Raw genomic sequence first — 24,197 nt, 5'->3', positions numbered from 1 at the left:
TTATACCTTCGCCACGAGTGGGCGACCCAACAGGCCTTGGGGACGGAAAATCAGGATCATCACCAGCAGGGAGAAACTGAACACGTCTTTGTAGTCGGAGTTGATCAGACCGGAGAACAGCGACTCGGAGATCCCGAGGATGATCCCGCCGAGCATCGCCCCAGGCAGGGAACCGATACCACCGAGGACCGCCGCGGTGAACGCCTTGATGCCGATGATGAAGCCGGCATAGAAGTCGAACGTGCCGTAGTTCATGGTGATCAACACACCGGCCAGGGCCGCCATGGCCGCGCCGATGATGAACACATAGGAGATCACACGGTCGGTGTTGATCCCCAGGATCGAGGCCATCTTGCGATCCTGCTGGGTGGCACGACACATGCGCCCCAGCTTGGTGTACTTGATGATGTAGGTCAGCAAAGCCATCCCGGCGAATGCGGCGACCAGGATGAAGATCTTGGTGTAGGTGAGCTGGACGAAGCCGGTGCCGATGTCGACGCGCATGGCGCCTTCAAGCAGTGTCGGCACACCCTGTTGGCGGGCGCCCTGGCTGATCTGTGCATAGTTCTGCAGGATCAGCGAAATGCCGATGGCACTGATCAGCGGTGCCAGGCGGGTGGAGTTGCGCAGCGGTTTGTAGGCGACGCGTTCGATGACCCAACCGTATACCCCGGTGACCACGACCGTGAACACGAGGGTGCCGAGGATCATAAGCGGAAAGGATTCAATACCGAAGTAAGCCAGCAGAGCCAGACTGATTGCCGCGAGGTACGCGGAAATCATGTAAACCTCGCCGTGGGCGAAGTTGATCATGCCGATGATGCCGTAGACCATTGTGTAGCCGATGGCGATCAGACCATAGACCGACCCGAGGGTCAGGCCATTGATCAGTTGCTGCAGGAAAATACCATCCATAACGCAATCTCACGCATTTGAAAGACTGCACGCACACCGCAGCGACGGACCGGGGTTCAGCCGCCGAGGCTACACGGTGGGCGCACAGCTTTCGGGAGAAAAAGGCAGGTACTGCATGGACGTGATGAACCGCCCGGCGCCCATGGCGCCAGGCTGATCAAACGCTCATGTCACTTCTGTTTTTCCAACTGATGGTATTTGCCGTCCTTGTCCCACTGGTAGACCACGTAGTCGGAGACCTTCAGGTCGCCCTTCTTGTCCCATTCCTTCTTGCCCATCACGGTCTGGACCGGGTTGGACTTGAGCCACTCGGCCGCGGCGTCGGTCTTGTTCGACTTGGCACCGTTGAAAGCGGCAGCCAGGGTCTGGACGGAAGCGTAGGCATACAAGGTGTAGCCTTCCGGCTCGGTACCCTTGGCACGGAATGCGTCTACCACGGACTTGCTGTCCGGCAGCAGGCGCGGGTCGGCACCGAAGGTCATGTACACGCCATCGACGTATTGCGCGCCGCCGGCGGTGGTTACCAGTTCGTCGGTCACGATGCCGTCGTCGGACATGAACTTCACGTCCTTGAGGCCTTGCTCACGCAGTTGGCGAACCAGCGGGCCGGCTTCCGGGTGCAGGCCACCGAAGTAGACCACGTCGGCACCGGCCGCACGGATCTTGGTAACTACGGCGCTGAAGTCCTTTTCACCACGGGTCAGCCCTTCGTACAGCACAGGGGTCACGCCGCGCTTGATCAACTGGGCCTTGGTGGCATCCGCCAGGCCCTGGCCGTAGGTGTCCTTGTCATGCAGCACTACGACTTTCTTGCCCTTGAGCACGTCGACAATGTAGTCGCCGGCGACGATGCCCTGCTGGTCGTCACGACCGCACATACGGAACATCGCGTTCAGGCCACGCTCGGTAACCGTCGGATTGGTGGAACCTGGGGTGATGGCCATGATATCGGCGTCACCGTAGACCTCGGAGGCCGGGATGGTCGACGAGGAGCAGAAGTGACCGACTACTGCGTTCACCTTGTCCTGATCGACAAAGCGGTTGGCTACGGCCACGGCCTGCTTCGGCTCGCACGCATCGTCACCCTTCACCAGTACGATCTTCTCGCCGTTCACGCCGCCCTTGGCGTTGATTTCGTCCGCTGCCGCCTGCGCCCCTTTCATGTACTGCTCGCCAAATGCTGCGTTGGCGCCAGTCATGGGACCCGCTACACCGATCTTGAAGTCTGCATGGGCAAACGCGGAAACCCCCATTGCCGCTGTAACGGCGAGGGCCAGAAAGCCTTTCTTGTAAAACGTCTGGGACATGAGGTGGTGCTCCAAGGTTTTTTTTAGTTGGCACTGCGACTTCACTGAAAAGCTCAGAGCAAGGGCCGTGCCATCGGTTTTTTATTCTGAAAAAAGTCGCTGCTTTATTGTTATTTCGACTGTTTCGGGCCCTTTTTCACAGGGCGTGCAACCGTCTAAATCGCACGAGGTGCAACCTTTTGCTTGAATGAGTACAACCCTCCGCGAGCCATCATTGCAACCTTCGCACGAAAGTACGTGCAACCAGCCTGTAACAACCTGCGTCACCTAACTGCACACTGTCGGTGCACAACTGCTACAACCCGCACCATTACAGGCTAGACGCTACACCGGAAAACGTTGGTTCCGGCAACACTTTTCAACACTCAAATAACGATCCGCAGGCACTGGCCCGCGTGATACAGCGAAAACCCCGCCTCATACAGGCAACTGCGCACGCCCGCCCCGGTCACGGGCTGCATCGGCGCAAAGGGAATCGGTAACGCTTTCCCATCGCCATGGCACAGGTAATCGGCAAAGGCCTTGCCCACCACCGTACCGGTGGTCACACCCCGCCCGTTGTAGCCGGTGACCGCCACCAGTCCGGGCGCTGGCTCGAACAGACGCATCAGATGGTCGGGGGTGAAGGCGATACAGCCGGTCCAGGTGGACTCCCACTCCACCCCCTTGAGGTACGGGAAGTAGTGCTGCTGCACCCGGTCCGCCCAGGCCTTGAGGAACCAGGTGGGCTTGCGGTTGCCATTGCCCAGGCTGCCCAGCAACAGACGACCGTCCTTGTCGCGGCGAATGCTGCTCAAGACCTGACGGGTATCCCACGACCCCTGGCCACCCGGCAAGATGCGTTGCGCAGCCTCGTCCGTCAACGGGACGGACGCCACCTGGTAGTAGTGGCCGGGGAAGAAATTGCGCCGCAGCTCAGTCCATTCGCCTTCGGTGTAGGCATTGGAGGCGATCACCACCTGCTCGGCCACCACCGAACCTTGGCCCGTCTGTACCGACCAGCGCGGCCCCTGGCGTTCCAGGCGTGTCACGGGGGAGTGGTCAAACAGCTGTCCGCCCAGGTCCGACGCAGCCTTGGCCAATCCGCTGACATAGGCCATCGGATTGAGCGTACCGGCGCGTCGATCCAACAATGCCGCGGCGATTTTCGACGTGCCCGTGGCTTCGACACAGGCCTGGCCGCTGAGCAACTCCACCGGGGCGCCACGGCGCTTCCATTGTGCTTCGCGACTGCGCAGGTCCGCCTCGCCCCGGGCGTTATGGGCCATGTGCAGCGTGCCTTCGCGGCGCAACTGGCAATCGATGTTGTATTTGTCGACCAGGCTGAACACCAGCGCCGGTGCCGCGCCCAGCATGCGGTTGAGCTGGCTGCCAACAGCTTCGCCGAAGCCGGCCTCGATATCGTCCGGCGGAATCCACAGGCCCGCGTTCACCAGCCCGACATTGCGCCCAGAACCGCCATGCCCGGTCCGATGGGCCTCCAGCACCGCGACGCGCTTGCCCTGCTCCAGCAAATGCACCGCCGCCGACAACCCGGTGAAACCTGCGCCAATCACGCAGACGTCTACCGTGACCTCACCCGTGAGCGCAGTGTTTTCAGGCCTTTGCGGCGTCAGTTTTTCCCACAGACATTCTTCGCGTAACGGCATTGCCAGACTCCGGAAATGAAACCCAACCATCACACCTTTCAAGGGTGGGAGCGAGCCTGCTCGCGATGGCGACGCTCATTCAACACGGATGTCGATTGATCGACCGCCATCGCGAGCAGGCTCGCTCCCACAGGGATCTTCATGAGAGGAAGATCCGCTTCACTCAACCTCAGTCGAACGTAATCCCCTGGGCCAACGGCAGCTCCAGCGAGTAGTTGACGGTATTGGTCTGGCGACGCATGTAGGCGCGCCACGAGTCGGAGCCGGATTCGCGACCGCCGCCGGTTTCTTTTTCACCGCCGAAAGCGCCGCCGATTTCCGCACCGCTCGGGCCGATGTTGACGTTGGCAATGCCACAATCGCTGCCCACCGCGGACATGAACTGCTCGGCCTCACGCACGTCCGTGGTGAAGATGCAGGACGACAGGCCTTGGGGCACGGCGTTGTTCAGGTGCAGAGCTTCGGCGAAGTCCTTGTAGCCGACCACATACAGGATCGGGGCGAAGGTTTCGTGGCGGACCACGTCGCTCTGCTCCGGCATCTCGACGATGGCCGGTGACACGTAATAGGCATTCGGGAACTGGTCTTCGAGCTGACGCTTGCCGCCGAATACGCGACCACCTTCGCTCAAGGCTTGCTCGAGGGCGTCCTGCATGTTGTCGAAGCTGTGCTTGTCGATCAGCGGCCCGACCAGGTTGCCTTCCAACGGATGGCCGATGCGCACTTTCGAATAGGCGGCCTTGAGGCGGGTGACGATTTCGTCTTTCACCGACTCATGGGCGATCAGACGACGCAGGGTGGTGCAACGCTGACCGGCGGTACCGACGGCGCTGAACAGGATGGCGCGCACGGCCATGTCCAGGTCGGCACTCGGCGCCAGGATCATCGCGTTGTTGCCACCCAATTCGAGGATGCTGCGGGCAAAGCGTGCGGCGACCTTCGGCGCCACCTCCCGGCCCATGCGCGTGCTGCCGGTGGCACTGATCAATGCCACGCGCGGGTCATCCACCAATGCTTCACCGGCATCGCGACCGCCGATGATCACTTGGCACAGATACTCGGGCGCATCGCCGAAATTCTTCAGTGCCCGCTCGAACAGCGCCTGGCACGCCAGGGCGGTGAGCGGGGTCTTTTCCGAAGGCTTCCAGATCACCGAATCACCGCACACCAGGGCCAGCGTGGTGTTCCAGGCCCAGACCGCGACGGGGAAGTTGAAAGCACTGATCACCCCGACCACGCCCAGCGGATGCCAGGTTTCACGCATGTGGTGGCCCGGACGCTCGGAGGCAATGGTCAGGCCGTACAGTTGACGGGACAGGCCGACGGCGAAATCGCAGATGTCGATCATCTCCTGCACTTCACCAAGGCCTTCCTGGGTAATCTTGCCGGCTTCCCACGACACCAGTTCGCCGAGATCGGCCTTGTATTCACGCAGCAGGTCACCAAACTGGCGCACCAATTCACCGCGACGCGGGGCCGGGACCTGGCGCCACAGATCGAAGGCATGCTGGGCGCGGCTGACCTGCTGCTCGACTTCGGCCGCGCCTTCCCAGTTCACCGCGCCGATACGACTGCCGTCGATGGGCGAGTGCACCGGCTGTGCGCCGTTCTGGTACAGGGCCGGGTCGACACCCAGACGATCAAGCAATGCAGCAACCATGGTCAATTTCCTCAAAGCGAAAGACGAAAATCGGCAGCCGGGCGAACACGGCTGATCAGGACTGTAGTTGTAGCTGGCCCGAGTCTTGCCAACAAACGACCTTTAAGCGAGATATCATTCCGTTTATTCATGCTGCCCCATGAACGGATACATCGAGCCACCGCAAATAGGCCTCACCGATGCTCAATAAACGCTATTTACCCTCGATTACGGCACTGCAATGTTTCGAAGCGGTGACCCGTCACCTGAGCTTCACCCGTGCCGCCGAAGAATTGCACCTGACCCAAAGCGCCGTCAGCAAGCAGGTCGCGCAGCTCGAGGAGCTCTTGCAGCACCTGCTGTTCCGCCGCGTGCGCCGGCGTTTGCAACTTACGCCGGCCGGCGATTTGTATCTGGGGGAAGTGCGGAAAATTCTCACCCAGGTCGAAATGTCCACCCACTACCTGCGCTCCTACGGTGGCGACACCGAAGTCCTGCGCGTGTCCACGCCCCCGACCTTCGGGGCACGCTGGCTGGTGCCACGCCTCAAAGGCTGGCGCCTGCGGCATCCGAAGATTCACCTGGACCTGTGTAGCGAGCAAGAGCCCGACGACTTGCTGCAAGGGCGCAGCGACATGGCTTTCTACTTCGGCCAGGGCTCTCGACCTGGCACCGAATCCCTGGAGCTGTTCGGCGAAGAACTCGTGCCGGTCTGCGCGCCGGGCTGCCTGCCGGATACCCCCTTTACCGACCCGACACAACTGGCCGATCTGGTGCTGTTGCAGAACGCATCACGCCCCCAGGCCTGGCATGACTGGTTCGCCGACCAAGGTTTTCACACCGAACACAGCTACCACGGGCCGCGCTTCGAAACGTTCTACATGTGCATCCGCGCCGCCCAGGTCGGTTGCGGCGTCGCCCTGCTGCCGCGCTTTCTGGTGGAGGAAGAACTGGCGGACGGCAAACTGATCATTCCGTGGCAGCACGCAATGCCCAGCACCAACGCCTATTACATGGCTTATCCCGAGCATTCGGCGGAGGTGCCCAAGGTCAGGTACTTTGTGGAGTGGATGTTGGAGCAGATGGCTGACGCGAAAAAATAACCACCTACACACCCTGTGGCGAGGGGATTTATCCCCGCCCGCTGGGCTGCAAGGCAGCCCTGAAACCGGGCAACTCGGTGTATTAGGCAGATTGAGTTGTCAGTATTGGGGCTGCTTTGCAGCCCAGCGGGGATAAATCCCCTCGTCACAGATAAATCCTCTCGCCACAGAAGAATCTTCTTACCACAGGTAAATCTCCTGCCATCAGGAACGCTGTGACCAAAAAACACTGGCAATCACCCCAAGGGTTATGCGCCACTAGCCCTTTCACAACAAACCGCTGTCCGACGCTGCCCGCTGCAGCGAACTGTCTGGAGATACCCGTCATGAGCGAGAGTGTGTTTGCCGATCGCATCGTGCAGAACCTGCTCGACACCGACTTCTACAAGTTGACGATGATGCAGGCGGTCCTGCACAACTACCCCAACGTCGAAGTCGAATGGGAGTTTCGTTGCCGCAACAGCGAAGACCTGCGCCCCTATCTGGCGGAGATTCGCTTCCAGATCGAGCGCCTGGCCGAACTCAGCCTGAGCGCCGATCAATTGGGCTTCCTGGAGCGCATCAGCTTCCTGAAGCCGGACTTCCTGCGCTTTCTCGGCCTGTTTCGTTTCAACCTGCGCTACGTATACACCGGCATTGAAAATGGCGAGCTGTTCATCCGCCTGCGCGGGCCGTGGTTGCATGTGATTCTGTTCGAGGTGCCGCTGCTGGCCATCGTCAGCGAAGTGCGCAATCGCTATCGCTACCGTGACGTCATCCTCGAGCAGGCACGGGAGCAGTTGTATCGCAAGTTCGACTGGCTGGCCGCCAACGCCAGCAGCGAGGAATTGTCCGACCTGCAAGTGGCGGACTTCGGCACCCGCCGCCGGTTTTCCTACCGCACCCAGGAAGAAGTGGTGAACGTGCTCAAGCACGACTTCCCCGGGCGCTTCGTCGGCACCAGCAACGTGCACCTGTCCCGGGAACTGGACATGAAACCCTTGGGCACCATGGCCCATGAGTGGATCATGGCTCATCAGCAACTGGGCCCGCGGCTGATCGACAGCCAGATCGCCGCCCTTGATTGCTGGGTGCGTGAATACCGGGGCCTGCTGGGTATCGCGCTGACCGACTGCATCACCATGGACGCCTTCTTGGCGGACTTCGATCTGTTCTTCGCCAAGTTGTTCGACGGCCTGCGCCATGATTCGGGTGACCCGGTGGTCTGGGCCGAGAAAGCCATCGCCCACTATCACAAGCTGGGTATTGACCCGATGAGCAAGACCCTGGTGTTCTCCGACAGTCTGACCTTGCCCAAATGCCTGGAGATTTTCCGTGCGTTGCGTGGTCGCATCAATGTCAGCTTCGGTATTGGCACCAACCTGACCTGCGACATCCCGGGCGTCGAGCCCATGAGTATCGTGCTTAAAATGATCAGCTGTGACGGGCAACCCGTGGCCAAGATTTCAGACGAGCCCGGCAAGACCCACTGCAAGGATCCGAATTTCGTCGCCTACATGCGACATGTTTTCCAAGTACCTGCCGCCCTTTCTGGCATATCAAGCAAGGAGTGAATTCATGCAAGCCGTACAGCGTGAGATTGCTGAACAGCTCAAGGTCCAGCCACCGTTCGCCGATGACGCCGCCGTCAAGGCCGAAATCGCTCGCCGGGTAAGCTTCATTCAGGACTGTCTCGTCAATTCCGGGCTCAAGAGCCTGGTACTCGGGATCAGTGGCGGGGTCGATTCGTTGACTGCCGGCCTGCTGGCCCAGCGCGCAATGCGTGAGTTACGAGAACAAACCGGTAACCCGGCCTACAAGTTCATCGCGGTGCGCCTGCCGTACGAAACTCAATTCGATGAGCACGAAGCGCAAGCCTGCGTGGACTTCATCGAGCCGGACGAACGCCACACCGTCAACATCGGTCCGGCGGTCAAGGCCCTGGCCAAGGAAGTTCTGGCATTCGAAGGCAAGACACCGGGCTCGCGGGATTTCGTGCTGGGTAACTCCAAAGCGCGGATGCGCATGGTGGCGCAGTACGCCATCGCCGGGGCCGAGCAAGGCCTGGTGATCGGTACCGATCATGCGGCGGAAGCCGTGATGGGTTTCTTTACCAAGTTCGGTGATGGCGCCTGTGACCTGGCCCCCTTGAGCGGCCTGGTGAAGAATCAGGTCCGGGCCATCGCCCGTGACTTCGGAGCGCCGGAATCGCTGGTGGAAAAAGTCCCCACCGCCGACCTCGAAGACTTGTCCCCGGGCAAACCCGACGAGGCCGCTCATGGCGTCACCTATGGGGAGATCGACGCCTTCTTGCACGGCCAGACCATTCGCGAAGAAGCGGCCCGGATCATCTGCGAGACCTATCGCAAGACCGAGCACAAGCGGGTGATGCCGTACGCCCCATAGCCGACACGAAAAGCCTGTGGGAGCAAGCTTTGCTCCCACAGTGTCGTGCCGTTTGATCCTTAACTGACTGAGATTACCCTGCAAGGGGCGCTTTTTTATGCGCTGAAGGATTACTTCAGGGTCACGGTGCCTTTCATCATCGAGATGTGGCCCGGGAACGAGCAGAAGAAGCCGTACTTTTCAGCGGCATCAAGCTTCGATACGTCAAAGGTCACCGAGTCCGTCTCACCGGCACCAATGATCTTGGTGTGGGCGATGATGCGCGCATCACCGTCCTTGAGGTAGTTCTTGTCGATACCGGCGCCCAGGCCATCGGTCGCGATCGGCTGCATGTCGGCTTCTTTGCTCAACACCCAGTTATGGCCCATGACATTTTTCGGCAAGCTGCCCGAATGGGTCAGCTCGACAGTGAAGGTTTTACAGCTCTTGTCGATCTCGATGGCCTTGGTGTTGTAGGACATCTGGTCGGTCGAGTCGATGGTGGTCTTGCACTCCGCTGCCATCAGCTGGCTGCTGGCCAGTGTCAACAGGGATACTGCTACAAGTTTGGCAAACATCATGAATCTCCAAGGCATGGTTAGAAATTTCCTTCAAAGGGGAAGACTGCCTTAATTTCAGACAAGTTCCTATGACCTGAATCAAAAATTGTATACAACTTAAGACTATCAGCCTGATGGACACAATCAACCGGCCAGATGCATGAGGTCCGCCTATGATCGGCCTCATCACCTCAATGGAGCGCCTGTCATGAACTTAAACAGCCTGTTGTGCAGCTTGCTCGCCGCTTACGCCTGCGGCGCCAGTGGCACCTACGAAAAACCTGCGCGCGAGGTTTGACGTCGTTACGCCCTTTGCACACAACGGCGGCGAGGCTTTACCCTGCATCGGTTACCGACTCTGGAGTAAAGCATGTCCATCGCTTCTGTTTGTGTATTCTGCGGCGCCAGCACCGGCACCGATCCCGCCCACCGTGAAGCGGCACAGGCCCTGGGAAGAGCATTGGCCGAACGTAAGCTCACCCTGGTCTATGGCGGCGGCGCCGTCGGCCTGATGGGTATCGTCGCCGACGCGGCCCTGGCGGCCGGAGGCGAGGTCATCGGCATCATCCCGCAAAGCCTGAAGGACAAGGAAATCGGCCACGCAGGCCTGACCCGTCTGGAAGTGGTAGACGGCATGCATGCCCGCAAAGCGCGCATGGCCGAACTCAGCGACGCCTTCATCGCCCTGCCCGGTGGCCTCGGCACCCTGGAGGAATTGTTCGAGGTCTGGACCTGGGGTCAGCTCGGCTACCACGGCAAGCCGCTGGGTCTGCTGGAAGTGAATGGTTTCTACAGCAAACTCACCGGCTTTCTGGACCATATCGTCGACGAAGGTTTCGTCCGCGCAGCCCATCGCGACATGCTGCAAATGAGCGAGTCAGCGCAGAACCTGCTCGATGCGCTGGATGAATGGCAGCCCTCGGTACAGCCGAAATGGGTCGTGTAGCAGCTGCAGAGTGAAGCGAGGCTGCGATCTTTTCGCCAGACGCTTGAGTCCCGAAGCGCAAGACCAAAAGATCGCCCGAATGCGTCCCGAGCCTTCGGCAGCCCCTACAACGGCATCACAGTCACGCGCACCTCGGGATCGTGATTACCGCCCCCCAGGATCACGCCGCGCAATGGCGACACATCGGAGAAGTCCCGGCCCCAGGCCAGCGTGATGTGCTCCAGGGCTGGCTGTACGTTGTTGGTGGGGTCGAAGTCTACCCAGCCCAGCTCCGGACAAAACACCGAGATCCAGGCGTGGGATGCGTCGGCACCAATCAGCCGAGGCTGGCCCGGCGGTGGCTGGGTCAGCAGATAGCCGCTGACGTAACGTGCCGCCAGCCCACGGGAGCGCACGCAGGCCAGCATCAGGTGGGCAAAGTCCTGGCAGACGCCCCGCCGTCGTTCCAGCACCTCCACCAGCGGTGTCGCCACCTGGGTTGCCTCGGCATCGAACGTGAACTCGTCGAAAATCTTCTCCATCAGTGCCCGAATACACAGCATCAACGGGCGTCCGGGCGCAAAGCAGCTTTCGGAAAACTCGACGAAGCTGCGCTTGAGGTGCACGTAGGGTGACTCGAAACGGTAGCGACACGCGTCCAGCAACGCCTCGGAAAGCGGCCGGCTGCTGTAGCTCAGCGCCTGACAGGTCGACTCCCAGGCCGGCGACAGGTTGAAGTCCAGCTCGGGACGGGCCAGCACCTCGATGCTCAGGCGGGCATTGACCAGCAATTCGTCATGGGGCCGTTCAAAAGCCAGGCGGGTCAGTGGATTACCGAATACATCCAGCTCATCCCGCCGGGTCGTCGGCTCGGGGCTGATCAGTAACTGCTGATCGGTGCAACGCTGCCAATCACAGGACCGCGGCCACAGGTGGGCAAGCTGTTGCGCCAGGGACACCGGGCTGTCGTAGTGGTAATGGGTGTCGTGAAGAATCTGGTAGCGGGCGCTCATCATACGGACACCGTGCGTTGGCTGACGTCATCGACGTGGGCAAAATGACGCAAGGCCAGGCGATCCGACACCTGACCACTGGCATCGGCCACTTCTTGCAACAGGTCGGCCAGGCCATCGAGCGCCGCACGCAGGCTGGCTTCGCCGAACAGCGGGTTCTCCAGGCACCTCAGGTCGAAGCGCGACAGGCGCGTCACCAGCTCCGGCAATGCGGTGTCCCTGGGTGCGCCAAAGTCATCGTTCAGGCGCTTGAGGGTACGGGTCACCAGCTTCAACTGGAAGAGCACCGCATGGGGGTTCTGTTCGTCCAGCAGCAACAGGTCGAGCACCGGGATCAACTGAGCGACCGCCAGGTAACGCGAGCGGTAGGTGATGCTGCTGTTGCCCAGCTCCAGCAGCCATTCCAGTCCAGCCTGATCGAACACCGCCTCGCCCCGCAGGAACGCAGCCAGGCTGCTGCTGAGAAATTGCAGGCGCTCCAGGCGCCGGCCGATCATCAAGAAGCGCCAACCCTCGTCGCGGGTCATGTCGTCCAGGGCGAAGCCGGAAAGCGCCGCCAGGGACATCACCAGACGGTTGAGGAAATCCAGCAGTTCGCCGAAGTCCGCTTCGCCGGTTTCCAGCTCCAGGGCCTCGCGCTGCAACTCCACCAGCGCCTGCCAGTTCTCCCGGGACAATTTCCCACGCACTTGCGAGGCAGCCCACTGCAAGCGCTGCAGGTTGGAGCGCAGGCTGAACGACCAATCGTCGCCCAGCAACGCCGCCAGCAGACGCTCGGGCAGTTCGCCCTCTTCGGGCAGCAGCATCAGGCTTTCACCCAGGGAGACCGCCGATTGCAGGGCCTGCGGATCATCGCCATCGACATAGCGCGCCAGCATGATCCGCAACAGGCGCGCGCTGTCATCGCAGCGTTCGCAATAACGGCCGAACCAAAACAGGTTCTCCACGACTCGGGATGGCAGGTAAGGATCGCGCCGGACCAGGTCGTGGACGCCCACGGTACGCTGGGCCTTCCATTGCTCACTGCCAGGTGCCTGTTCTCCCAGCACCCAGGTGTCCTTGCTAGCGCCGCCACGCTGCATCGACACCACTTCGGCATCGGCCTCGGCCGCCACGCGGGTCAAGCCGCCCGGCAGCACCCGATAATCGTCTTCACCGGCCACCGCGTACACGCGCATGCCAATGGCCCGAGGCTGCAACAGGCCGTCTTCGGCCTGCCAGACCGGGGCTTGGGACAGCTGCGCCAGCTCCTGGGCCACATACGCGTATGGCCGCGCCTGGATCCGCGCCGCCAGACGGCCGCGCTGCTCCTCGCTCAGGTCACGGCCGAACACCGGCTTGAAGCTCTGGGAAGGGAACGCCGGTTTGATCAATAGCTGAGACAGCTTTTCCAGGGCCTGGTCCAGCACCGGCGGCTCGCCGCACCACCAGGTGGCGATTGAGGGCAGCAGCAGATCCTCGCCGAACAGGAACTGGCAGATCTTCGGCAGGAACCCCAACAGGCCCGGCGACTCCAGCACGCCGCTGCCCAAGGCGTTGGCCACCAGCACCCGGCCCTGGCGCACCGCCTCCAGCAGCCCCGGTACACCCAGGGCCGAATCGGTGCGCAGCTCCAGCGGATCGCAGAAGTCATCGTCGAGCCGGCGCATAATCGCGTGGACCCGGCGCAGCCCGCTGAGGGTCTTGAGGTAGACCGTGGCGTCGCGAACGGTCAGGTCGCCCCCCTCCACCAACGGGTAGCCAAGCTGGCGCGCCAGGTAGAGGTGTTCGAAATAGCTTTCGTTGAAACGCCCGGGCGTCAACAACACCACTAAGGGCGGTTCGCCATCGCTGGGGGCCTGTCGGGCGAGGGTTTCCTGCAAGGTGCGGAAGAAACCGGACAGGTGCTGGACCTTCAGGTCGCGATACAGATCGGGAAAGGCGCGGGAGACGATCATGCGGTTTTCCAGCGCATAACCGGCCCCGGAGGGAGCCTGGGTCCGATCCGCCGTGACCCACCAGCGCCCATCGGGCGTGCGCGCCAGGTCCACCGCATACAAATGCAGGAAAATCCCGTCCGGCGGGCTGATGCCCTGGCAAGGCCAGAGGAAGTTGTTGTGCCCGAACACCAGCTCTGCCGGCAGCAGGCCTTCGCTTATCAGCCGTTGTGGCCCGTAGAGGTCGGCCAGCACCGCGTTGAGCAACCGTGCGCGCTGGGCAATACCGGTCGACAGTTGCTTCCATTCCTGCGCATCGATGACGTGGGGCAACAGGTCCAGCTCCCATGGCCGGTCGGCGCCCTTCGGATCGGCGTAGACGTTATAGGTGACGCCATTTTCCTGGATCTGTCGCGCCAACAAGGCCTGACGCTGCATCAACTGAGCCGGCGTGCTGCGTTGCAACTGATCGAACAGCCGTCGCCAGTGCGGGCGCACCGTGCCGCTGTTGTCCAGCAGTTCGTGATAGGTGCCCGGTGTCAGCGGGTAGCGGTCAAGCAGGTCAGGCATGGAGAACTCGGCAGACGGCAGTGAAAGGTGAGACTAGCGCAAGGGTGTGATGCCCGGATAGATGCCACGGCTTGGCATGTGAACGGCTTGACCGGCGCAATTCCTCTGTGGGTGGGGGGGGGCTGTGGCGAGGGGATTTATCCCCGCTGGGCTGCGCAGCAGCCCCAATCCAGGCACCGCGGTGTAGCAGGCATTCATTATGGGGGGGCTTCGCCCCAACGGGGATAAATCCCCTCGCCGCAATAAATCCCCTCGCCACAGAAAATCCCCCCGCCAAAGGTATACCTCTTCAGTTTCCTTGTGTGCTCAGGGCCCCTTGAAAACGTCGCAGATCAAGCGTCAGAGGAAACTCGTCATCCACCTCCAGATGGGGGATCGGCAGCTTCCCAGGTGTGTGCCCCAGACGGAAAAAACGCGCCATCCGCCGGCTCTCGGCCTCGTTGGCGTTCACCGGCAGGCTGTCGTAGTTGCGCCCGCCCGGGTGCGCCACATGGTACTGGCAACCGCCCACGGAACGCTGCATCCAGGTGTCGAGCAGATCGAAGACCAGCGGCGCGTGGACCGGGATGGTCGGCTGCAGGCAACTGGCCGGCTGCCAGGCACGGAAACGCACCCCGGCGACAAACTCTCCGACCCGTCCGGTGGGTTGCAGCGGCACCGGTATACCGTTGCACATCAGCAGATACCGTTGCGGGGCCAGGCCACTGAGCTTGATCTGCAAGCGCTCCAGGGATGAGTCGACATAGCGCACGGTGCCACCGACTGCGCCCTCCTCGCCCAATACATGCCAAGGCTCCAGGGCCTGGCGCAGTTGCAACTCGATACCGCCTGCCGCGTAGTCGCCCACCTTCGGGAAGCGGAACTCCAGATGTGCGGCGAACCACTCGGCCCGCAGCGGGTAGCCGGCGGTGTTCAGTTCTTCGATGACATCGGCGAAGTCCTGTTCGATGAAGTGGGGCAGCAGAAACCGGTCATGCAGCTCAGTGCCCCAGCGCGCCAGTTTGGCCGGTGCATAAGGTTCGCGCCAGAACCGCGCCACCAGCGCCCGCAACAGTAATTGCTGGGCCAGGCTCATGCGGGCGTGGGGCGGCATTTCAAAGGCACGCAGTTCCAGCAGGCCGAGACGCCCGGTGGCGCCGTCCGGTGAGTACAGCTTATCGATGCAGAATTCGGCACGGTGAGTGTTGCCGGTCACGTCGATCAACAGGTTGCGCAACAACCGGTCGACCAGCCAGGGCGGACATTCCTCGCCTGGCTCCGGCATCTGCGCAAAGGCGATTTCCAATTCGTATAGCGCGTCGTTACGGGCTTCGTCCACCCGGGGCGCCTGGGACGTCGGGCCGATGAACAATCCGGAAAACAGGTAGGACAAGGAGGGATGGTTATGCCAGTAGCTGATCAGGCTGCGCAGCAGATCGGGGCGTCGCAGAAACGGTGAGTCGGCCGGTGTCGCACCGCCGAGGACGAAATGGTTACCGCCGCCCGTACCAGTGTGCCGACCATCGATCATGAATTTTTCGGTGGTCAGGCGGGTCTGCCGGGCCTGCTCGTAGAGGAATTCGGTGCGCTCGACCAATTCATCCCAGGACGCCGAGGGTTGCACGTTCACTTCAATCACCCCAGGATCCGGCGTGATGCGAAAGTTGCCCAGGCGTTGATCGAACGGTGGCTCATAGCCTTCCAACAGCACCGGGCACTGCAGTTCCTCGGCGGTGGCCTCGATGGCGCTGACCAGCTCAAGGTAATCCTCGACCCGCTCCAGGGGCGGCATGAACAGATACAACCGCCCTTCGCGGGCCTCGGCGCAGAAGGCGGTGCGGGTCAGCCAGTCGGCGGACACGTCGATTTCCGGTACGCGTTCCTCTTCGATCAACGCCTCAACGTGGCGCGCCAGTTGTGCGGCGTCGGGCAGCCCAGGCAAATCCTGATTCGGGTCGGTGGGATGGATGAACGGATATTCGGCCGCCGTCACCCATGGCTGGGACGCCAGCGGCAAGCGATAGCCCAGGGGGGAATCCCCCGGCACCAGTCGGCAGTGGTTGTCCCGCAGGTACCAGCGACCGCTCTGCCATTGATCGCCCTTGGCGGTGCGGGCCAGTGGCAGGACCTGGCCGATCACTTTATCCAGGCCCTGGCTGAAGACCTTGCGCAACCGTGCCCGCTCCAGGGCATCGTCCAGGCGTGGATCCTGGGCGCTGACATTCGAAGGCAACGCGCCTTCGCGCCAGAGGTAATAGAAGTTGTCTTCGTAGGCCGGAAACACGAAGCGCGCAGGAATGTTCAAACGCTCGGCGACACTCGTCAGAAAACGCCCGGCCATTTCGCCATCGGCGCCATAGTCCTGCTGCTCGTCGGCGATCAAGGCGTCGTTGTGCCAGATCGGCACGCCGTCACGCCGCCAGTAACAGTTTAGGGACCAGCGTGGTAACTGTTCGCCGGGGTACCACTTGCCCTGGCCGAAATGCACCAGCCCCTGGGGCGCGTAGTGCTCGCGCATGCGCTGGAACAGTTCGGAGGAGAGCCGGCGCTTGTCCGGGCCAAGGGCCGCGGTGTTCCACTCGGCGCCGTCCGGGTCATCGATGGAAACGAAGGTCGGCTCGCCGCCCATGGTCAGCCGCACATCGCCTTCCAGCAGGTCGGCGTCGATCTGCCGGCCCAAAGCCTGGATCGCCAGCCATTGCTCTTCGGTGTAGGGCTTGGTCACCCGCGGTGCTTCCCAGACCCGCTCCACGGACATTTCATGGCTGAATTCGCACTCGCAAGGTTCCACCAGGCCCGTGATCGGTGCCGCCGATGAAGGATCGGGGCTGCAAGCCAGCGGAATGTGCCCTTCGCCGGCAAACAGGCCGGACGTCGCATCCAGGCCGATCCAGCCGGCGCCGGGCAGGTAGACCTCGCACCAGGCATGCAGGTCGGTGAAGTCCACTTCGGTACCGGACGGGCCGTCGAGGCTCTTCACATCGGCGGTCAATTGGATCAGGTAACCGGAGACGAACCGCGCGGCCAGGCCCAGGTGACGCAACAGTTGCACCAACAGCCAGGCCGAGTCGCGGCAGGAACCGGACGCCTGTTCCAGGGTGTGTTCCGGGGTCTGGACACCGGGCTCCATGCGGATCAAATAGCTGATGTCGTCGTGCAGGCGCTGGTTGAGCGCCACCAAAAAATCCACCGCCGGCAGCGGCGTGCGGTCGATGCCATCAAGGTACGCCTTGAATTTCGGCGTCAGCGGCAACGTCTCCAGGTACGGCATCAGCTCGTGTTTCTCATCGGCCCCGTAGATGAATGGAATCTTTTCGGCGTAAGGTTCGAGGAAAAAGTCGAACGGATTGAACACCGCCATTTCCGCCAGCAGATCGACCTCGATCCGCAGCTGTTTGGTTTTTTCGGGGAACACCAGGCGCGCCAGGTAATTGCCTTGGGGATCCTGCTGCCAGTTGATGAAGTGCTGCTCAGGCGAAACTTTCAATGCATAGGAAAGAATCCGCGTACGGCTGTGGGGCGCGGGGCGCAGGCGAACGATCTGCGGGCCGAGCTCGACGGCACGGTCGTAGCGGTAATGCGTGACGTGATGCAATGCGACATGGATCGACACGGCGTGCCTCCTGCAAACCTGGGCGGAATAGAAAGCGGCGCAAGACTTATGCCATGCAGGCGGGCCGGACACTTTCTTCGTCTACTCCAGGCAGTAGAGCACTAAAACCGAACGATGCCCGACTTCCCGTGCACAGAGCTGCACATAAATGTGGCGGGGATCGTAGCGAATCGACTCAGCGGCGCGGGCGTGAGGCCTTTATCGCTTGGGAGAGGCGTTCACGCTGATGGCGAATGTCGACCAGTTTGCCGCGCATTTCGCGGTGGCGCTTGCTGTTGAGCAGGAGCAAGCCCAGTAGTGGAAACAATACAGCCATCACGTAGATAACTTTATGGGGGCGACCTTCAATGGTCGGTAATACGCTCAACAAACATAAAACCAGCACACCGACCAGTCCCCATACCCACCGAGGCCTCCCGCGCATCACCATGAAATTGCAATGCACTGCAACCAGGGTGACTGCCGAACCTCCTAATACCGACCAGGTCGCTTGCTCGCCGACTGATGCCCCAGACAAATAGAACGTGACCAATAAGGGGACAGCACAGCCCACGGAAAATAGCACCGCGAAAATGCCGCCAATGAAGGTTGGGAAATAGCACGCTAGAAAACGCGGCAAAGTCAGGTCGTGCATTACGTCTCCCAAGACGGCGATAGGGTAGCGAATCAGCTCAGCGGCGGGCGCGTGACACTTTGGCGGCGTGGATGATGAGTTGGCGTTGGCGGCGGATATCGACCAGCTTGCTGCGCATTTCACGGTGGCGTTTGCTGTTGAGTAACAGCAATCCCAACAGCGGCAGCAGCATCGCGAACAAATAAACGCCTTGATGCGGCCGGTAGGCAAACATTGAAATTACCGTACCCAGACAGGCCAGAAAGTAACCCGCTACACACAGCCCAGACACGTCCGCGAGCCATCAAGAAGTTGCCCACCACCAGGACCAGTACCAGGGCCAAGGTCCCGAGCCCGACATAGTCGGTCCTGACGGAGGGTTCCAAGGTACGCCAGTAAGTCATTCCAACCAGCACCAGCAACGTTGACCCTGAAAAGCAGGCCAGCAGGATGGTGCCCATGAACACCGGAAAATAACGGGCAAGGAAGCCCTTCAGCGATCCGCCGGCGACGGTCTTCACATGTCCGTTGCCTGTATAACGACTCATCGGCGGGACCGTGGGATCTTGATAGCTTTGATAATGAGTTCACGCTGGCGGCGAATTCTCACCAGTTCGCGGCGCATTTCACGGTGGCGCTTGCTGTTGAGCAGCAAGAGGGCGAGCAGTGGGAAAAGCAGACTCAAACTGTAAATCAGCCTGTTGGGGCGGTATCCAATCGTGGGCAGTACGCATATAAAACAGAGCCCCAACACTATGGCCAGCAGCAACACCCAGCGCGGACGTCCGCGCGCGATCATAAAATTGCAATGCACAATGACCAGGGTAAGGGCAACGCCACTCAGAAATGACCATTTCGCTTCATCGGCCAAGGAAAGGTCCTGGAAATAGCTCTCAAAGAACAGCGGAACAGCGAACACCAAGGCAAAGATCGACGCCAGTATCGCCCCTATGAAGACGGGGAAATACCTGAATAAAAAGCCGCTAATACTGGGTTGATCCTTCACTGGTCTATTTCCTCATACAGGCCTACGGCAATCGTCCGGACATTTCCAGAAACTGCGCTTCCGGTGAAGCCGATCGCGGCCCCCAAGGCGTCCCGTATCTGCGTGACCGTTGCATGCTTGAGCTGAGTTGATGTGAAGCGTTTGGGTAGCTCACCAGACAACTGCTTCAACTTCAGGAGTTTTGAGGTCAAGCGAGGGTCATTGATACTCAACAACTCCTTGGTCAGTTTGGCCCGCTCTTGTCGATTTAACCCCCTAAGCACCTCTCGCACACTTTTACCTGTTGCAGCCTTATTCAGTCTGACCAGTTTGAGGGTCGTCAGCGAAGACGCACCTACTCCTACCAAAGACGCGGCGTCCAGGGCAATCATCGTGTACTGGTACCACTCTTCGCTGTCGAGTTGATCATTTAGGACAGGATTACTGATTTCATTGCGAGCGCGATAGCCGCTCGCAACACACTGGACGGTGCTGGCGACGGCAGCGGTATAGCCCAAGGCAGCGATCACGCTACTGGTTCCAGCTGAAAAGGGTATTGCAACGGAACCGCTAAGCACCACGACCCAACCGATAACGGCTCCCGCGCAGGACAAGCTGGTATTGATCGCCTCTGCGACCAATCGCGACTCCCGAGGGTTGTCTTGCACCTGTTGGGCAAACTGAGCCGGCGCAATGTACTTCTGCGCCTCGCGTAAAATAACCCGCTTGGGCTTGATGCTGCAGATCGGCTTGAATTCTCGCAGGGTCACCACGTTGAACTCCGCATCGATATACACCACACCAGCGCCGACGATGCCGGGGTCGGCGTCAATGGCGGCAAACAGCCGTGGCAAGTTGATCTGGCTTTCGATGCGTTGGCGGGCCATGAACTGGGAGAGACTGTTGTCCATGCCGATGCCGGTTAATGGGGTGCTCATGGGTCGTCCTTGGGTCTAAAAGTCAAGTTGTTGGCAGCACTGAACCTGTGGCGAGGGGATCGCCGACTTCATTGCCCGGAGCAGGGCGGGCGCCACGATAGCAAAGGAGTAGCACTGCCGCTAGAAAGCAAAACGCCAGCACTTAGGCTGGCGTTTGCGACAGGGTTTGGGCGATCAGCGCGGCACGACCGGCTTGCGCGCCGGCTTCGGCCCTTTGCCCTTGGCGGCGTCCTTGCGCTCCTTGGCCGCCTGCTGGTTGCGGGCGAACGCAGCGGCCTTGGCCTGCTCGCGCTTGTCCCACGAGTTGCCGCCGTCGCTGGCACGGGGTGGCAGGCCGGTGTGCTGGGTCAGGATCCGGGTGGTGTCCTTGCCCACCTTGTGGCTGCCGGCCGGTGTCGAGTTCTTGCGACGGGCACTCTGATAGCTGTCGGTCGCCGGCTGGTGCAGCGGGATCAACTGGTGCTTGCCCGGCCCGATCAGGTCGGCACGGCCCATGCGGGTCAGCGCTTCGCGCAGCATCGGCCAGCCCTTGGGGTCGTGATAGCGCAGGAAGGCCTTGTGCAGGCGGCGCTGCTCTTCACTCTTGACGATAGTCACCCCGTCGCTCTTGTAGGTGACCTTGCGCAGCGGGTTCTTGCCCGAGTGGTACATGGCCGTGGCGGTGGCCATCGGCGACGGATAGAACGCCTGCACCTGATCGGCCCGGAAACCGTTGCCCTTGAGCCACAGCGCCAGGTTCATCATGTCTTCGTCGGTGGTGCCCGGGTGGGCGGCGATGAAGTACGGAATCAGGTACTGCTCTTTCCCGGCTTCCTTGGTGTACTTCTCGAACATCCGCTTGAACCGGTCATAGGTGCCGATACCCGGTTTCATCATCTGGTTGAGCGGACCTTCCTCGGTGTGCTCCGGGGCAATCTTCAGGTAACCGCCGACGTGGTGGGTCACCAGCTCCTTGACGTACTCCGGCGACTCGACGGCAAGGTCGTAACGCAGGCCGGAGGCGATCAGGATCTTCTTCACCCCAGGCAACGCCCGGGCGCTGCGGTACAGCTGGATCAGCGAGGAATGGTCGGTGTTCAGGTTCGGGCAGATACCGGGGAACACGCAGGACGGCTTGCGGCACGCGGATTCGATCTCCGGGCTCTTGCAGGCGATGCGGTACATGTTCGCGGTCGGGCCGCCGAGGTCGGAAATCACGCCGGTGAACCCCGGGACCTTGTCGCGGATCTCCTCGATCTCGCGAATGATCGACTCTTCGGAGCGGTTCTGGATGATCCGGCCTTCGTGCTCGGTGATCGAGCAGAAGGTGCAGCCGCCGAAGCAGCCGCGCATGATGTTCACCGAGAAACGGATCATCTCGTAGGCCGGAATCTTTTCCTTGCCGTACGCCGGGTGCGGAACACGTGCGTAAGGCATGCCAAACACGTAGTCCATTTCCTCGGTGGTCATCGGAATGGGCGGCGGGTTGAACCAGACATCGACCTCACCGTGCTTCTGCACCAGGGCCCGGGCGTTGCCTGGGTTGGTCTCCAGGTGAAGCACGCGGTTGGCGTGGGCGTAGAGCACCGCGTCGTTACGGACCTTTTCCACCGATGGCAGGCGGATCACGGTCTTGTCACGGGTCATTTTCGGGCTCGCCAGGATCTGCACGACCTTGGCTTCGCTCGGGTCTTCGGCTGCACTTGAAACAGTCGCCCCTTTTTCCTGCTCGATGGCGCAGGCTTGAGTGTCCTGGGTGTTCACATACGGATTGATGATCTTGTCGATCTTGCCCGGACGGTCGATACGGGTGGAGTCCACCTCATACCAGCCTTGCGGCGTGTCGCGACGGATGAACGCGGTGCCGCGCACATCGGTGATATCTTCGATCTTGTGGCCGTAGGACAGGCGCTGGGCAACCTCGACAATCGCCCGCTCGGCGTTGCCATAGAGCAGGATGTCGGCGCTGGCGTCGATCAGGATCGAGTTGCGCACCCGGTCCTGCCAGTAATCGTAATGGGCGATGCGGCGCAGGGACGCCTCGATGCCGCCCAGCACGATGGGTACATGCTTGTAGGCTTCCTTGCAGCGCTGGCTGTAGACCAGGCTCGCACGGTCCGGCCGCTTGCCCGCCAGACCGCCCGGCGTGTAAGCGTCATCGGAACGGATTTTCTTGTCGGCGGTGTAGCGGTTGATCATCGAGTCCATGTTGCCGGCCGCGACGCCGAAGAACAGGTTCGGCTCGCCGAGTTTCATGAAGTCGTCTTTGGACTGCCAGTTCGGCTGGGCAATGATCCCGACGCGAAAGCCCTGGGCCTCCAGCAGCCGGCCGATAATGGCCATGCCGAACGACGGGTGATCGACATAGGCATCACCGGTCACGATGATGATGTCGCACGAATCCCAGCCGAGCTGATCCATCTCCTCCCTGCTCATGGGCAGGAACGGCGCCGGGCCGAAACATTCGGCCCAGTACTTGGGATAGTCAAATAACGGCTTGGCTGCTTGCATGTCGATGACCGGTATAAAAGATGAAAAATCGCGGGGGCGGAATATAGCACAAAAAATAGCCAATTCCGACGGCTATGGTCGGAAATCGGCGGCGGCGATCCGACGATGGGGCCTGTCAAACGCTACAAATCATTCGTCATCATCGAAGTTGTAGCTGCCCGGCGCCAGGTTCTCGAACCGCGTGTACTTACCGATGAACGCCAGGCGGATAAAGCCGATCGGCCCGTTCCGCTGCTTGCCGATGATGATTTCGGCAATGCCCTTGTGTTCCGTCTCGGGGTGATACACCTCGTCGCGGTACACGAACATGATGACGTCGGCGTCCTGCTCGATCGCTCCGGATTCCCGCAAGTCGGAGTTCACCGGACGCTTGTTGGGACGTTGTTCCAGGGAGCGGTTCAACTGGGACAAGGCCACCACCGGGCAGTTGAACTCCTTGGCCAGGGCCTTGAGGGAACGGGAGATTTCGGAAATCTCGTTGGTTCGGTTGTCACCACTGGAGCCCGGGATCTGCATCAATTGCAGGTAGTCGATCATGATCAGCGCAATATCGCCGTGCTCGCGCACCAGGCGGCGGGTCCGGGCGCGCATTTCCGACGGGCTGATGCCGGCGGTGTCATCGATGAACAGCTTGCGGTCGTTGAGCAGGTTGACCGCCGAGGTCAGGCGTGGCCAGTCGTCGTCTTCCAGTTGGCCGGAACGGACCTTGGTCTGGTCGATACGCCCCAGGGACGACAACATACGCATGATCAGCGATTCGCCTGGCATCTCGAGGGAATACACCAGAACCGCCTTGTCGCTGCGCAACACCGCGTTTTCTACCAGGTTCATCGCAAAGGTGGTCTTACCCATGGAAGGACGGCCAGCGACAATGATCAGGTCGGCTGGCTGCAGGCCGCTGGTCTTCTCGTCGAGATCGGTGTAGCCGGTCGACAAGCCAGTGATGGCATTGTCGGTGTTGAACAGGGTGTCGATACGGTCGATGGCCTTGGTCAGCAGTTCGTTGACCCCCACCGGCCCGCCGGTCTTCGGCCGGGCTTCGGCAATCTGGAAGATTTGCCGTTCGGCTTCGTCGAGGATCTCTTCGGCGGTGCGGCCTTCAGGGTTGAAGGCGCTGTCGGCGATTTCGTTGCTGATACCGATCAACTGACGCAACGTCGCCCGCTGGCGGACAATTTGCGCATAGGCCTTGATGTTGGCGACGGACGGCGTGTTTTTTGCCAGCTCGCCCAGGTAACCGAGGCCGCCGACCTGAGAGGTCTGGCCTTCCTTGTCCAGTTGCTCGGACAGGGTGACCACGTCGATCGGCATGTTCTGATCGGCCAGCTTGGCGATCGCACGGAAAATCAGACGGTGGTCATGTCGGTAGAAATCGCCGTCGGAGACTTGATCGAGCACGCGTTCCCAGGCGTTGTTGTCCAGCATCAGGCCACCGAGCACAGCCTGTTCGGCCTCGATGGAATGCGGGGGCACCTTCAGGGCAGCGGTTTGCAGATCGTATTGCTCGGGAGCGGTGATTTCGTTCATGGCCACTTGATTCTTTGGGAAACCCAGAGGGTTATGAAAATCAGGAATTGCAGAAAGACAAAGGGCACGACCTGTAAACAGGATCGTGCCC

At 61.0% G+C, this 24,197-nt stretch carries 17 protein-coding genes and 1 pseudogene; 4 read left to right on the top strand and 14 right to left on the bottom strand.

From position 1 onward, the window contains the following. From QZH45_RS03765 to amaB, 4 genes are all read right to left on the bottom strand, one after another. On the bottom strand, positions 1–915 hold the full coding sequence (locus QZH45_RS03765) for an ABC transporter permease subunit (protein WP_024779191.1): 915 nt from the start codon (positions 913–915) through the stop codon (positions 1–3). A 170-nt stretch (positions 916–1,085) separates the two neighbouring features. Continuing rightward, positions 1,086–2,222 carry a branched-chain amino acid ABC transporter substrate-binding protein gene (locus QZH45_RS03760; protein ID WP_024779190.1) on the bottom strand — a complete coding sequence of 379 codons (1,137 nt, stop codon included), beginning with the start codon at positions 2,220–2,222 and terminating at the stop codon, positions 1,086–1,088. Positions 2,223–2,587: 365 nt separating this feature from the next. Then, the gene (amaA, locus tag QZH45_RS03755) at positions 2,588–3,871 is read right to left on the bottom strand and encodes an L-pipecolate oxidase (RefSeq protein ID WP_024779189.1); all 1,284 of its coding nucleotides are present in this window, start codon (positions 3,869–3,871) and stop codon (positions 2,588–2,590) included. Between the two features lie 169 nt (positions 3,872–4,040). Further along, positions 4,041–5,531 (bottom strand): L-piperidine-6-carboxylate dehydrogenase, encoded by a 1,491-nt coding sequence (amaB, locus tag QZH45_RS03750; protein WP_055136227.1) that lies wholly within the window; start codon positions 5,529–5,531, stop codon positions 4,041–4,043. A gap of 179 nt (positions 5,532–5,710) precedes the next feature. Between amaB and QZH45_RS03745 the strand changes: the two genes are divergently transcribed. The 3 genes from QZH45_RS03745 to nadE all read left to right on the top strand — a co-directional run bounded on the left by QZH45_RS03745 (position 5,711) and on the right by nadE (position 8,998). After that, positions 5,711–6,613, top strand: a complete 903-nt coding sequence (locus QZH45_RS03745) for a LysR family transcriptional regulator (protein ID WP_024779187.1) — start codon at positions 5,711–5,713, stop codon at positions 6,611–6,613. Between the two features lie 326 nt (positions 6,614–6,939). Next, positions 6,940–8,166, top strand: a complete 1,227-nt coding sequence (gene pncB / locus QZH45_RS03740; RefSeq protein ID WP_024779186.1) for a nicotinate phosphoribosyltransferase — start codon at positions 6,940–6,942, stop codon at positions 8,164–8,166. A gap of 4 nt (positions 8,167–8,170) precedes the next feature. Then, positions 8,171–8,998 (top strand): ammonia-dependent NAD(+) synthetase, encoded by an 828-nt coding sequence (gene nadE, locus QZH45_RS03735; protein WP_024779185.1) that lies wholly within the window; start codon positions 8,171–8,173, stop codon positions 8,996–8,998. A gap of 110 nt (positions 8,999–9,108) precedes the next feature. Here the strand turns inward: nadE and azu are convergent, their stop codons facing one another. After that, the gene (azu, locus tag QZH45_RS03730) at positions 9,109–9,555 is read right to left on the bottom strand and encodes an azurin (protein WP_024779184.1); all 447 of its coding nucleotides are present in this window, start codon (positions 9,553–9,555) and stop codon (positions 9,109–9,111) included. 352 nt (positions 9,556–9,907) lie between these two features. Between azu and QZH45_RS03725 the strand changes: the two genes are divergently transcribed. Further along, complete coding sequence (locus QZH45_RS03725; protein WP_055135463.1) at positions 9,908–10,483, top strand: TIGR00730 family Rossman fold protein; 576 nt, start codon at positions 9,908–9,910, stop codon at positions 10,481–10,483. Positions 10,484–10,587: 104 nt separating this feature from the next. Here the strand turns inward: QZH45_RS03725 and QZH45_RS03720 are convergent, their stop codons facing one another. From QZH45_RS03720 to dnaB, 9 genes and pseudogenes are all read right to left on the bottom strand, one after another. After that, the gene (locus QZH45_RS03720) at positions 10,588–11,475 is read right to left on the bottom strand and encodes a transglutaminase family protein (protein ID WP_024779182.1); all 888 of its coding nucleotides are present in this window, start codon (positions 11,473–11,475) and stop codon (positions 10,588–10,590) included. Further along, positions 11,475–13,961, bottom strand: coding sequence for a circularly permuted type 2 ATP-grasp protein (locus QZH45_RS03715; protein WP_055135462.1), 2,487 nt, complete (start codon positions 13,959–13,961; stop codon positions 11,475–11,477). The genes QZH45_RS03720 and QZH45_RS03715 overlap by 1 nt, the downstream gene beginning before the upstream one ends. Positions 13,962–14,250: 289 nt before the next feature. Then, positions 14,251–17,553 carry a DUF2126 domain-containing protein gene (locus QZH45_RS03710; RefSeq protein WP_055135461.1) on the bottom strand — a complete coding sequence of 1,101 codons (3,303 nt, stop codon included), beginning with the start codon at positions 17,551–17,553 and terminating at the stop codon, positions 14,251–14,253. A gap of 175 nt (positions 17,554–17,728) precedes the next feature. Next, complete coding sequence (locus tag QZH45_RS03705; RefSeq protein ID WP_033034605.1) at positions 17,729–18,187, bottom strand: hypothetical protein; 459 nt, start codon at positions 18,185–18,187, stop codon at positions 17,729–17,731. 37 nt (positions 18,188–18,224) lie between these two features. Further along, positions 18,225–18,714 (bottom strand): annotated as a pseudogene (locus tag QZH45_RS03700) (hypothetical protein). Then, positions 18,711–19,172: a hypothetical protein gene (locus QZH45_RS03695; protein WP_055135460.1), complete on the bottom strand. Its 462-nt coding sequence runs from the start codon at positions 19,170–19,172 to the stop codon at positions 18,711–18,713. Before QZH45_RS03695 ends, QZH45_RS03700 begins: the two are co-directional and overlap by 4 nt. After that, entirely contained in the window at positions 19,169–20,089 is a 921-nt protein-coding gene (locus QZH45_RS03690) for a hypothetical protein (RefSeq protein WP_055135459.1), read from the bottom strand. Before QZH45_RS03690 ends, QZH45_RS03695 begins: the two co-directional genes overlap by 4 nt. 174 nt (positions 20,090–20,263) lie before the next feature. Continuing rightward, positions 20,264–22,579: a YgiQ family radical SAM protein gene (locus QZH45_RS03685; RefSeq protein ID WP_024779177.1), complete on the bottom strand. Its 2,316-nt coding sequence runs from the start codon at positions 22,577–22,579 to the stop codon at positions 20,264–20,266. Positions 22,580–22,708: 129 nt separating this feature from the next. Further along, positions 22,709–24,106 (bottom strand): replicative DNA helicase, encoded by a 1,398-nt coding sequence (gene dnaB / locus QZH45_RS03680; RefSeq protein WP_024779176.1) that lies wholly within the window; start codon positions 24,104–24,106, stop codon positions 22,709–22,711. Positions 24,107–24,197: the final 91 nt, after the last annotated feature.

Source organism: Pseudomonas corrugata, assembly GCF_050920615.1.
Taxonomy (GTDB): domain Bacteria; phylum Pseudomonadota; class Gammaproteobacteria; order Pseudomonadales; family Pseudomonadaceae; genus Aquipseudomonas; species Aquipseudomonas corrugata.
This window is presented reverse-complemented; position numbering and strand designations above follow the sequence as displayed.